This window comes from Nostoc sp. DedQUE02 (genome assembly GCF_034531035.1).
In the GTDB taxonomy this organism is placed as follows: Bacteria; Cyanobacteriota; Cyanobacteriia; order Cyanobacteriales; family Nostocaceae; genus Nostoc.
Genome location: NZ_JAVRBY020000010.1, coordinates 1 through 12,677 on the forward strand (window position 1 = coordinate 1; position 12,677 = coordinate 12,677).

Here is a 12,677-nt window from a genome sequence, read left to right on the forward strand (position 1 = left end):
CGTTCGCGCAGCGTCTCGTAGAGAAGCCATGCCGAAGGCGTTGCCTCTCGCAGAGAAGGCTTTACGCTACGCTATCCTGCCTCCTTCAATGTGGCAACAAGTCTTCTAAAGCAGCTCCCACAACTCGGTGATCCTCATCCTGTCGGAGTTGGTTCAGGGCTGCCTTTGCTTCCGGTTCTTCAAATCGTTTGAGAGCATAGCTAACTCGCACGCGCATCCGCCAAGATTCAACATTCACTAACGTTAGTATTTGGGATAATGCGGCAGTATGTTGGTTAGAATTAGCTAGTAAGCCGAGTGCATCAACAGAAGATTCTTGAACTGTGAAATCTTCATCTTTTAAACCCTGAATGCAGACATCAAATAGTTCTTCAGGACAATCCATTTCAGCGATCGCAGCCAAAATACTCCGCCGAACTAGCCAGTGATCATCCTGATAAAATGCCAGAACTAGATGAGAAACTGCGACTCTGCCAAATAGCGATAAAGAATTTGCCGCCTCTGCTCGCACGTTGGGGGTATCATCAAATTTCATAATTTGCATCAAAGCCGCAAAAGATTCGGCTGATTGTTGATTACCCAAACCCCTTGCGACAAAAGAACGCACCAGAAATTCTGAGTCATGAAGTTTACTTGTGAGCAGAGGAACTGCAACTTCTGATTCATAATCTTTGAGGGCAGCGATCGCCTTCAAGCGATATTGAAAATCTGGGTTCTTCAGTTCAGCTTGGATTTTATGGATTTCCATAGGTGCATTTGGTACAGCTATTCTTTACTTTATTTTACAGATTGAACAAATGGCGATCGCATTCCCAGAGACTTCCAAAAATGGCATTGCAGAACAGTGGGATGAATTGGGAGAGGCAGGCGGCAGGTGGTCACTGAGCGTTGGTCATTGAATCTCGACTCACTTCGACTGCGCGGTAGTTGAATCTCGACTTCTCTACGAGACGCTACGCGAACGCTCGATTTCCGCGTAGCGATGCACTGAGCGTAGTCGAAGTGTCGAAACTCAGTGCAAGTCGCTCGATTCCCGCGTAGCCGAAATGGTTTAGAAGTTGTCAAATCATCCCGCTTTCTCTGCAACGTCCAAAAAATAAAGGTGTTCCTGAATCGAGGTATGAATTTGGATGTAGAGACTAGCAATTGCAACGTCTCTACAAGGATTTTGAAATAACGCAATCAGCAACGCCAAGTCTGGGTGCAAATTTGTGGTATCTAAATCTTTTTCGGAGATGTCTTATATATCCTGTGGCTGCTCGTTTAATGACTTTAATGCATCTAGACTGCAACGCAAACACGGCTTGTCAGGGTCGGTCAAATCTAGCTTGTCCCAAGGTACTGTATAACCACCGTGGATTTTGTGCGCCCCCAGTAGATGCAAGATTCCTAACCCAATTGTCCAGGCAGATAGCCGTTCTAACACCGCAGCATAACCGATAAGATATTCCTTAACAATCCATTCTTCGCCTTGTTGTTCGGCGCGTACTTCTTCAATGCGTCCGACGGCTTTACCAGTTGAGTCTAGTACTGGTTTACCCAGCAGTAATTCTAGATGAATTTCACGAGTTGTCATTATCCCCCTCCTGGAATTCGTGCGATGATGCGATCGCGCAGCCATTTTTCATACCCTAAAGCTGGTGTTGCTTCTGCTTCAACATCCACATCAACATCAATACCAACATCCCGCACTTTTGACCAGGGAATCCGAAACGGTTCACTTTGTTTAGCGCCCCATTTACTTGTAATTGCTGCTATTAAACGTGCCAAACGGGGATTTAGCCGTTTACTAAGGCTTGTCACTCCTACTTCAATATAAGCAAGTCGTGGTGGTTCGCAATCGCGCAACTCCATCACAATGCCATCAACTTTACCCATTTTGCGTTGATTACGGTCAACTAATTGATTATCAAGAACATCTCTGATCAGATCCATTTCTTACCCTCCAATAATTTCTAATGGAATCGCAACGATCGCTAACACAAATGTCAGCGCGATCGTAAAAATGACAACACTGTTACTAATCCACCCATTACGATACTTGCCAACATATAATTCATCATTCATCAAAACCAAAAAAGGTATAATTACAGGCGGCAAAATCACTGCTGTAATCGCCATTGAAAACAAAGTCAATTGCAATGGATCGATACCAAATACCATCAGTAATGAGGCGAGAAAAACAAACACGGTGTAGACTAAACTAAAACGTGCAGCATCTTTTGGTTTCAGATTTTCGCCCCAATTCCAACCAAAAGCTTGAGCCACAATATACGCTGTGTCGAGGCTTACCTCCAATGCAGCACCAAAGCAAGCAATCCCTAAAGATGCTGCAAATAACACAAAACCCCAGTAACCAAAAGGTTCTGTCAACATCAGCGCCGCCTGTTCATAGCTATCCACCTGGATACCTTTGGGATTGAGTACCAGTGCTGCCACAATCAACACTCCCACCGATACGATACTACCAAAGCCCATCCCCAAACCAGCGACAGCGCGATTCACACCGATATACCCTTCATCCCACTTATCTTCTACTGCACCAGATGAGTAGAAATAAAACAAGTATGGGCTAATCAATGCACCCAAGATCCCAACAGCGAGATACAAGTAATGTGCGATGTCTTGTTGTGGCAGAGTTGGCAAGAAACCAGCACCAATTTTAGTTAAAGATGGATGCAGCTTAAAAGTAGCAACAACAAATGCTAGTGTAATTAATCCAAAAAAAGAAATCCCGTTTTCAATTAATCCAAATGTCCCTTTCCAAAGTAGCAACCAAATTGCAAAAGCCACGGGTAAAGCAAACCACTGAAAACTAACACCTGTTACTAATTGCAGGGCGATACAAACACCACCAATTTCGGCTGCTAAAACCAGAAAATCAACGACAATTTCTGCAACTAGTGGAATAATATAAAAGTTGAACCCAAATCGTTCTCGCACAGCCGCAGCTAATGTATGTTTGCTAACGGCTGCTAATCGTCCAGACATTTCCACCAGAAAGATTACACAAATTGTCCCTAAGATAATCGCCCAGATTAGTTGGAAGCTGTAAATAGATCCAGCTTCCGCAGCAGTAGCGATCGCGCCTACATCCAGAAACCCACCAATACTGGTAACAATACCAAGCGCGATTTCCAAAATTTTATTCATTGGTTTGCCCTGCTACTTTTCTTTAGCTTGTTTAGCGATCGTTCTTCTGCTGCTAATTCTCCGAGTTTTTGCCGTACTTCTAAACGATTTCTTTGTACTACAGCCTGGGATATTTCTTCTGTTTTATTTGTTAACCGTATTACTTCAGCTAATAGTAGTGATTTATCATGCTCCGTTACATCTTTAGATAACTTTATTTTGTCTATTTCATCTTTTTCTTTTCGCAGTTCTTCTGTGGCTTTTTTCAATGTTTGTTCAGCATATTTATTTGGTACAACATTGCGTATCCAAGCATCACCAACCATATTTGCTGTTGCTACCCAAGAAGATATATTTTGTGTTTCTTTTTTTATATCTTCTACAGAAGTTTTCCCACTGCAAGAGGCTAACAATGTCAGTATTAATAAACAGTTAATTACAGATCCTAATTTACCAGGCTCTGGCATTTATAAACTCTCCATAGCCAACACAAATATATTTTTGATTTCATCTTGGCAATAGTGTACATCTATCTAACGAAAGATTTTGTAAAATATTATTTCAAAATATCAAAATATATTGTATTAACGGAAATTACCTTCAAAAATTAGAATATTACTTTTATTTCTAGTAAATTATGGCAGTTACAAGGTAAAAGGTTTTACAAAATACGCCGAAATTTATTTCTAAAGTACAAATATTTAGCAATTGCATCCACTATTAAGCAGATTTCGATGTCTATCATGATGCAGATACGTTATTTACAATTAATAGTCTAGGCTTATACAATAACAAGCTGGAATACATATCTTAGCTTGGTTATGGCAAGGTTGAAAGACATATAAAGGCACAATCATAGAAGGGAAAATTTTTGATATTTTTCCTTCTAGTTTCTCATTACTCTTACCTTCATAACCTTCTTTCCAGCAGAATTAAGTTAGGCTTAAGACTCTAAAAAAATATGCAAAACGACTCTGGTAAAACTATTTCTATTTGGATGACAACGGCAGAAGTTCCAGAGCAACCTGTGCTTACCGAAAATACTCATGCAGATGTGTGCGTTATCGGGGCTGGAATCGCGGGGATGTCAACTGCCTACATGTTAACCCGCGCAGGTAAATCAGTAGTCGTCCTAGATGATGGCCCCATTGGTGGCGGTCAAACGGCAAGAACAACGGCACACATATCGAACGTGCTGGCTTATCGTTACTACGAACTAGAGCAAATGCACGGTAAAGAGGGCGCAAAACTGATTGCTCAAAGTCATACAACAGCAATTAATACTATAGAGGCGATCGCTACCCAAGAAAATATCAACTGCGACTTTGAGCGACTTGACGGCTATCTCTTCCCGCCAGACCTCAAATCATTAGATGAGATTCAGCACGAATTAGAAGCAGCACACCGGGTTGGACTCACTGATGTCCAAATGGTAAAAAAAGCGCCTCTGACTGGCTTTGATACAGGAGTCTGTCTGCGTTTTCCCCAACAAGGGCAATTTGACCCCCTGAAGTATCTAACTGGACTTGCAGAAGCCATTCAACGCCGTGGCGGTAGAATTTATACAGGTACGCACGTAGAAAAAATCAAAGGTGGTTTACCCGCTCGTATTGAAACAAGCAGTGGTAAAGTCGTAACGGCTGATGCTGTGGTAGTAGCGACTAACTCACCCATCAGTAACTTGGCTACCATGCACTTCAAGCAGGCTCCATACATCACCTTTGTTATCGGTGCAAAAGTACCTCGCGGTTCTGTTTCCAAAGCCCTTTACTGGGATACCCTCGACCCTTATCACTACGTAAGATTACAAAGCATTGACGAACAACACGATCTATTAATTGTTGGCGGTGAAGACCACAAAACTGGGCAAGCTGACGATGCCTCCTCACGATATGCCAAACTCCAAACGTGGACGCGAGAACGTTTCCCGATGGCACAGGAAGTTTCATTCCGTTGGTCAGGTCAGGTAATGAATTCTGATGATGGTATTGCCTACATTGGCAAAAACCCCTTTGATGAAGAAAACGTTTACATCGTTACTGGTGACACAGGCATAGGAATGACCCACGGCACGATCGCGGGGATACTCTTAACTGACTTGATTTTAGGACGCAAAAATACCTGGACAGAGCTTTATGACCCATCGCGTGTGAGAATTGGGGGAATAGGTGACTTTATCTCCGAAAATCTCAACGTTGCTGCCCAATATTTAGATTGGGTGAAACCAGGGGATGTTGATTCCGTCGAAAAAATTACTCCTGGTACAGGTGCAGTAGTGTTACGTGGTTTGACAAAAGTCGCAGCTTACCGAGATGAAAACGGTATATTGTACGAACATTCTGCAATCTGTACTCACCTCAACTGTATTGTCGCTTGGAATTCCTCAGAAAAGACTTGGGATTGCCCGTGTCACGGTTCGCGCTTCGATACCCAGGGAAAAGTAATCAACGGCCCAGCGATTAATGGACTGACATCAGTGGAAAGCAAGTAAAAATAAAAGTCATAACTTTAGCCTGACTCCAAACAACTACTTGAATTTCCATAGCTTGAGATCGTTCAGAGGTCAAATATTCAGAAATATTTTGTTGAGTGGGCAAACAGCCCACTTTTTTATTGTCAATCTCGTAAATATACGGGAACTTCTTGTTCTGAGTTATGGTCACTCTATGTCACTTTGAATAGCAAGGCGGTTCCCACTCTCACCGATTCGGCATAGCCCAACTCAGGCATCGCAGCCTTATATGTTATCCAATTTAACTAACCCTAACTCTTCAGCAAACCTCTGTACGCAGCCAAAACTGCGTAGAAATACTGTTATCCATTGTCAGCTTTTCCTGAATTGTCTTTATATATACAATAATTACAATTTGTTAGTCAGATTAACGCAGACTTCAAGCACTTTCAAATCGCTAAAATGGATGTTTGCTTATAGAAAAATTTTCTCAAATCCAACCAAATATTACCATAATTCTTTATATCTATCCTAAAACTTTATGAAAGCTATATCAAACGACACCTCAAACACTTTTGCAACCAAAAACCTCTATACTAGACTAAACTTTGATCAATTTGAGGTTTTGTTAATTGCAACACCAAAAACTCTCAATTTTTAGATGAAATACTAGCGTATCTTATAGTCTATAGTTTTTAAGGTTTAGTCAAAACTATATCCAGTATCATCAAAAAACTGCAAACTTCATGTGGTGCAAAAATCAAGTGGGGAGTGATAACATGAATTTACGTAGAGATGCATTGCAAATCCTCAAAGAAACTAGCCGAACTTTTTATATCCCAATTAGTGTTTTACCGCCAGGATTGCAAGAAGCAGTAGCATCAGCATATTTGTGTATGCGTGCTATTGATGAAATTGAAGATCATCCCGAATTAGATAATCTTACTAAAGCGAAGCTGTTAAGAACAATTAGCCTGACATTACAGGCAGGAGTTGATGGCTTCGCGGTAGATGCTTTCTTTGCAGGATTTAGTGGGTATGAGAATTCATTAGAAGAAGTCACTTTGAGGATTAGAGAATGGTTACTGCTAGCACCAGACACCATTGCACCTCGAATTTGGGATGCCACAGCTGCAATGGCAGACCGGATGGCTTATTGGGCAGAAAAAAACTGGAAAATTTACACAGAATCTGATTTGGATCGCTATACCTTTGGAGTTGCAGGTGCAGTGGGATTGTTACTTTCAGACTTATGGACTTGGTATGATGGAACACAGACGAACCGTACCCAGGCGATTGGGTTTGGTCGGGGTTTACAAGCAGTTAATATCCTGCGTAATCATACTGAAGATTTGGGGCGTGGGGTAGAATTCTTCCCAGAAGGTTGGAATGCAGAAAATATGCAAGAGTATGCCCGACGCAATCTAGCCTTGGCAGAAGCTTATACTAAAGACCTTCCTACGGGCCCCGCCTTAGATTTTTGTCAAATCCCCTTAACATTGGCTAACGGCACTCTTGACGCCCTTGCTAATGGTAAAGAGAAACTCAGCCGCAGCGATGTTTTTGCACTTATCGAACAGCTGATTAGTGTGAACATGAAAGCCAGCTAATAGTCTCTTAACAACTAATGGAGATGATTCTAAATTGCCTCCAAATTTGGGCATCCAAAATCCTACAGCGATTTTCTGTAGGGTAGCCAGTGCGGTCTTGGGGTCTCCCCAAGTATGGTAACTGGCGTTGGGCACTGCCCTCCAATAACTTTAAATACCAATTCTCCAAAATAAGACTACAGATCCAATCATCCAAAAACGCAGATTAAACCTGACTCTCTCAATTCTGAATTACCTTAACGAGCCGGGATAGCAGCACGCTACACATCGCAAGCCTTAAGAGAGCGTTATTAGATATTACCAATTGGTATAAAGTGGCAAAAGCAGTATTTGCCAATGTAAGTATAATAAATTATCTTGTTTTAGCGATGGCTTTACGTAATCTCAGCTAAACTTTAGAAACTCTTCAAAGGATTTCCAGCAAAAATTACCTGGCAAGAGTTGATTAATGTCTAAATAATTGAAAGGGAGTATAACACTCCCCGTGATTATTCGTGCAGTGAGTTGAGAGTGCATGAGCTACTGCTTAAATCCTACCTGTCCCAATCCAGAAAATTTGGTATATAGCCAAAGGTGTCAGTCTTGTGGCTCGCAACTACTGTTGCGCGATCGCTATCAAGTGATCAAACCATTAGGTCAGGGTGGCTTTGGAGCAACCTTCTTAGCCAACGATCAAGGCTTACCAGGAGAACCGAGTTGCGTAATCAAACAATTACGCCCATCAGGAAGCGCCCCACACGTTTTACAGATGGCCAGAGAACTCTTTGAGCGAGAAGCCAAAACTCTAGGTAAGATTGGCAATCACCCCCAAGTACCAAGATTGTTAGATTATTTTGAAGACCACGAGCAATTCTACTTGGTTCAAGAATACATCAGTGGTGATACCTTGCAAGAGGAGGTCAAACTCAACGGCATCTTGACCGAAACCGGAGTCAAGCAATTTTTGAGCGAGATTTTGCCACTGTTGCAATATATCCACGATCAAAAGGTGATTCACCGTGATATCAAGCCAGCCAACTTAATCCGCCGCACTCAAGATGCCAGAATGGTACTTATCGACTTTGGTGCTGTCAAAAACCAAATTAGCCAAGGTGCGAGTGGCCCATCAGGACAGACAGCATTAACTGCGTATGCTATTGGTACTCCTGGTTTTGCACCTCCAGAGCAAATGGCTATGCGTCCAGTCTACGCCAGTGATATTTATGCACTGGGCGTGACATGTATCTATTTACTAACTAGCAAAACTCCTAAAGATTTAGATTACAATCCCAACACTGGCGAGATGATGTGGGAACAGCTTGTGCAAGTGAGCGATCACTTGGGCAATGTATTACGAAAAATGTTAGAGGTGTCTGTACGTAATCGCTATCAGTCAGCAGCAGAAGTTCTCAGAGCATTAGAAATAGAACCATACTTAGATAGTTTAGCAAAGGGTTTGCTGATTAAATCTGATAACGGATCTAAAGAGCGAACACATAACCACCTGGAAAATTCTGCTGTTTTATGTAACAACCCTGCTGCTACCAGTACTGGAGTGGCACAGGTAGCGGCAGCGATTCGTGCTAGACGAGCCAAGGCAGCTGAAGCTGGAGGATTACACCAGGGTTCTGGGATGGCCAAATCAACGGCTTTCAGTAGCAACAGCAATGGTTCACAAGTTCAAAATTCTAAAGTTGAGCGGAAGTTAGATACCCAAGGTTTATTAACAGCCTATCTGAAAGGAAGACGGGATTTTGCCTTACACAATTTAAATTTGCTGAATTTGCAAGGTGCTGATTTATCTCAAACAAATTTTCATTCCGCTCAATTGCAAAAAACCAATCTCCAGGGAGCTAATCTTCACAATAGTGACTTTGGCAGAGCCAGTCTGACTCGAGCAAATCTTAAGGATGCTAATTTGAGCAAAGCATACTTTAACCATGCTGATTTAGAAGGTGCAGACCTGCGAGGCGCAGACCTCAGCAATGCTTATCTCAGCAATGCTAATCTCCGAGGAGCTAATCTGTGTGGTGCTAATCTCACCAGTGCCAAAATTTCTGATGACCAGCTAGCACTAGCAAAAACAAATTGGATGACCGTGCGCCCCAATGGGAAACGAGGTTTGTTGTGATTTGATTTAAAATTGCGAGCCACTTACTTGTAGTAGCCACAGTTGAGCCAATTGGCGTGATTTTTAGCTGGGGTGACTTAATTTTGGATATTAGATTTTAGACTATCTTTACGGCTCAGTCCTTTTTATTGAAACCGATTATTTAGATTAGTAAAATAGCCTCCTTACTTTTTTAACGATCCATTAAGTAGCAATACGCTTGGGTTGAGGATAATTGTAAGTTGGGTTGAACTTTAGTGTTACCCAACAAATGCCCGAAAATGTTGGGTTTCGTTCTTCAACCCAACCTACGCAAATTTATTTTTCTGGCTTAACCCAAGCGTATTGCATTAAGTAGGTATAACAATCCTATAGGACTCATATTTGATTTCTGAAAAAATTCAGTACAACTCAAGGAGCCTTCTTGCCTATTGCCTATTGCCTCCTACACAAATAAGTTTAGAAATCAAATCGGATTGCTATATTTGATTTGCTCTCCACCGAAAAGCTCAGATCCTCGGCTTCTTGAAGAAGCCGGGGATCTTTCTGTCACTTCTGCACAGATTTTTATAGACGTAATTAAATGTAAGATAAAACTTTTGTTTGTAGTGAGCGATTTCTCTCTCTCTATATAAGATTATCAAAAGCTAGAGCCATTTCTTACGAGCTTTCATTTAATTACGGCAGATTGCAATTTTGTTTCTTGCTCGCTTGGAAAATCATCGCAGATTATAAACTCAGATTTCTTCATAATTGACCAAATAGGTATAATTTTTGGATTGAGCGATAGCTATCACTCTCGCAAATGTTAAGAAAGATCGAGTGAAACAGCAAAAATACGCAGATAATTAGTAATTCTTAATAAAATCTTTATAATTTCTATCTGTTACAAATAACAAATGATTATTTACAATAAACAATAAAGCATCATAATACTTTCTTAAAGATATTTTCATGCTTTTTATAGCTAGACAAAACAGGCAATCTCGCATCTAATAAGTGTAAAATAGAACGCTCTTAAGCCACTCAAGTTTTTAAATGGTGGCGGAAAGCGAAAAATCAATTATTTACCCCTGATTATAAGCTGAAGCAGAATATTCACAACCAAAATCAGGTAGTACAAGGTTTACGTATAATGACTGACTTTGCACAAACAGAAATAGAACGGCGATTAACTTTATATCAAGTATTTGTCAAGTTGTATGAACACCACAGTGGCCTTCTAGATGAAATTCTTCAGCTAGAAAACCTATCTCAGCCGTCGTTGACGAGAGTGAAAGCATGTTACGTACATGGTGTAGTGGATAGTGCTGCTGTTTATTTGATGACTAACTTGTGCGACAATCAGACTCAAAGTTTACGACAGCCGCAGCAGATATGGACGATAGGTCGTAATCGCAACAGTGGTATTTATATTGCTGACAATCATCTGTCTCGTCGCCACGCTGCTATTCAACATATTGATGAGCAAGGCTTTTACTTAATTGATTTCAACAGTACCAATGGCTCGTTTGTGAATGGCGATCGCGCTGTTAAGCCGATCAAGCTCAAAGATGGCGATCGTATCCGTCTAGGCAATATGACTTTTGATTTTTTTGTGAATTATACCTACCGCGTTTTGCCAACTGTAGCAATAGATTTATTGATGCAGCTTGTGCATCGGAAGAATAACAATACAGTAGAAATGCTTACTTCTCTCCAGAACAGGCAAAAATCTTTAACTGAAAAACCAGATTCTAATTTAGAGACCTTGAGAAAATTTGCACTAGTTGAGAAGTTTGAAAATTGTTACGACAATTTCAGTTCAGAACAAAAATCAGAAATTTTAGACCGCTTTTTTACTAGAGAAATACCGGCTAATCCCAGCCAGATCAAAAATTCTAAATAGCAACACAATTTATTGACATCCAATAATGTTCATGCGTGTCAACTGAAAGTAAAAGCCAGTAAGCCAAAAAGCTTTATCTCGTTAAAAACCTCTGAGGATGTTTGAAAAGTCGCAAGGTATACTAGAAACCAACACCTTGGGTTAAAGATTTTTGGCACTGATTTTTGACTTGTAGAGACGCAAAATTGGACTGGGTTTTACACGCTACGCTAATTTCTTGCGGCGCTAACGCGTCTCTATGAAGAATTGGCTGAAATAAACGGGATTTAACTATAAACCCCTTGCCAAACTCCTCCTGTGGGGAGAGGCTTGGAAAGCCCCATTTGCTCATAGGTAGGTAAGGCTAGATCGGTGGGTTAGGTTTTTCAGGCTTTGATGTTACTAAAAATACTTTTCGGTTATTCTTACTCACTGTGGCTCAAGTAATACAATCGTTTCAGGGGATTTAAAAGTTCCTAACGACTACCGACTGATCCCCATATCTAAAATTATTAGCTCTGCGTCTCGTTTTCCGTCAGAGTCAAAATATAGAAAAAAAATAAAGAAATATGATTAAATATCATAGCAATCATTTTGGAGTGGCATCTTTAGCTCACAATAAAAAGAAAGCGATTCAGGAATTGAGTGAGCAGCTTATGTTCTATCCTCGCAACAAGAGGATACTCAAATACCACCAGTAGTAACAAGAGTAGGGTGCATTCTAGTTATGTAGGCAGGTTATACTAGGGCGTGCTAAAGACAAACTACTATACGTTTACGGTAAAAAAACCCCCAGTGAGCGTTAGCCAACCAGGGGAGTTAGTTATCAGGGTGCATCTACCAATTAAATGTTCTCAGGTTGAACACCATACTCCGGATAAATTTGTACAAAGGTCAGTTATTTTTTTAAATAAAAAAACCCAGTTGGTGCTACCCTACTAGGAGAGTGAGCGATCGCGGTGCATCTACGAATAATTTTTTAGGGGCAGCCAGTATCTCTGGGAGAAATGAGCTAAATCAAAATTGATGGCGATGTCTACGATGTGGGTTACATCTACGCAACTAGAAAAAACCCAATGAGTGTTAGCCAACCAGTGGAGTAAGTTCTCAGGGTCAGTTATTTTATTTAAATAAAAAAACCCCAGTCGGTGTTAACCTACTAGGGGAGTGATTTATCAGGGTGCATCTACCAATAATGTTTTCTAGGGGCAGCCAGTACCTTCCGGAGAAAATGAACTAAATCAGGATTGATGGCGATGTCTACGACGCGGGTTACATCTACGCAACTAGAAAAAACCCCCAGTGGGTGTTAACCAACCAGGGGAGTGAGTTATCAGGGTGCATCTACCAACTATCTTTTCTAAAGTAAATGGGTCGCTACCGGACAAATCAGCAGACGTTGCAGTTGTTATTATTTATTGTTCAGAGAAAAATTTCAGAGGGGTTAGTTATCAGGAAAGACCTACCAATAAAAAGACCGATACGCTACCTGACAAAATGGGTGTTTCAGGGTTAATCAATAAATAG

The 12,677-nt window shown here is 41.0% G+C and carries 9 protein-coding genes; 4 read left to right on the forward strand and 5 right to left on the reverse strand.

The window, feature by feature from the left end:
* Nucleotides 1-85 precede the first annotated feature (85 nt).
* The 5 genes from RMX98_RS11290 to RMX98_RS11310 all read right to left on the reverse strand — a co-directional run bounded on the left by RMX98_RS11290 (nucleotide 86) and on the right by RMX98_RS11310 (nucleotide 3,599).
* Nucleotides 86-748 carry a HEAT repeat domain-containing protein gene (locus RMX98_RS11290; RefSeq protein ID WP_322678412.1) on the reverse strand — a complete coding sequence of 221 codons (663 nt, stop codon included), beginning with the start codon at nucleotides 746-748 and terminating at the stop codon, nucleotides 86-88.
* 492 nt (nucleotides 749-1,240) lie between these two features.
* Nucleotides 1,241-1,576, reverse strand: a complete 336-nt coding sequence (locus RMX98_RS11295; RefSeq protein ID WP_322678980.1) for a hypothetical protein — start codon at nucleotides 1,574-1,576, stop codon at nucleotides 1,241-1,243.
* Nucleotides 1,576-1,935, reverse strand: coding sequence for a hypothetical protein (locus tag RMX98_RS11300; RefSeq protein ID WP_322678981.1), 360 nt, complete (start codon nucleotides 1,933-1,935; stop codon nucleotides 1,576-1,578). The genes RMX98_RS11295 and RMX98_RS11300 overlap by 1 nt, the downstream gene beginning before the upstream one ends.
* A 3-nt stretch (nucleotides 1,936-1,938) precedes the next feature.
* Nucleotides 1,939-3,153, reverse strand: a complete 1,215-nt coding sequence (locus RMX98_RS11305) for an NRAMP family divalent metal transporter (protein ID WP_322678982.1) — start codon at nucleotides 3,151-3,153, stop codon at nucleotides 1,939-1,941.
* Complete coding sequence (locus RMX98_RS11310; protein ID WP_322678983.1) at nucleotides 3,150-3,599, reverse strand: hypothetical protein; 450 nt, start codon at nucleotides 3,597-3,599, stop codon at nucleotides 3,150-3,152. Before RMX98_RS11310 ends, RMX98_RS11305 begins: the two co-directional genes overlap by 4 nt.
* A gap of 494 nt (nucleotides 3,600-4,093) precedes the next feature.
* Between RMX98_RS11310 and RMX98_RS11315 the strand changes: the two genes are divergently transcribed.
* The 4 genes from RMX98_RS11315 (at nucleotide 4,094) to RMX98_RS11330 (ending at nucleotide 11,171) form a co-directional block, all read left to right on the forward strand.
* A complete protein-coding gene (locus tag RMX98_RS11315) occupies nucleotides 4,094-5,623 on the forward strand; it encodes an FAD-dependent oxidoreductase (protein WP_322678984.1) in 1,530 nt (509 codons plus the stop codon).
* 740 nt (nucleotides 5,624-6,363) lie between these two features.
* A complete protein-coding gene (locus RMX98_RS11320) occupies nucleotides 6,364-7,194 on the forward strand; it encodes a phytoene/squalene synthase family protein (protein ID WP_322678985.1) in 831 nt (276 codons plus the stop codon).
* A gap of 514 nt (nucleotides 7,195-7,708) precedes the next feature.
* Nucleotides 7,709-9,304, forward strand: a complete 1,596-nt coding sequence (locus tag RMX98_RS11325; RefSeq protein ID WP_322678986.1) for a serine/threonine-protein kinase — start codon at nucleotides 7,709-7,711, stop codon at nucleotides 9,302-9,304.
* A 1,114-nt stretch (nucleotides 9,305-10,418) separates the two neighbouring features.
* The gene (locus RMX98_RS11330) at nucleotides 10,419-11,171 is read left to right on the forward strand and encodes an FHA domain-containing protein (RefSeq protein ID WP_322678987.1); all 753 of its coding nucleotides are present in this window, start codon (nucleotides 10,419-10,421) and stop codon (nucleotides 11,169-11,171) included.
* Nucleotides 11,172-12,677: the final 1,506 nt, after the last annotated feature.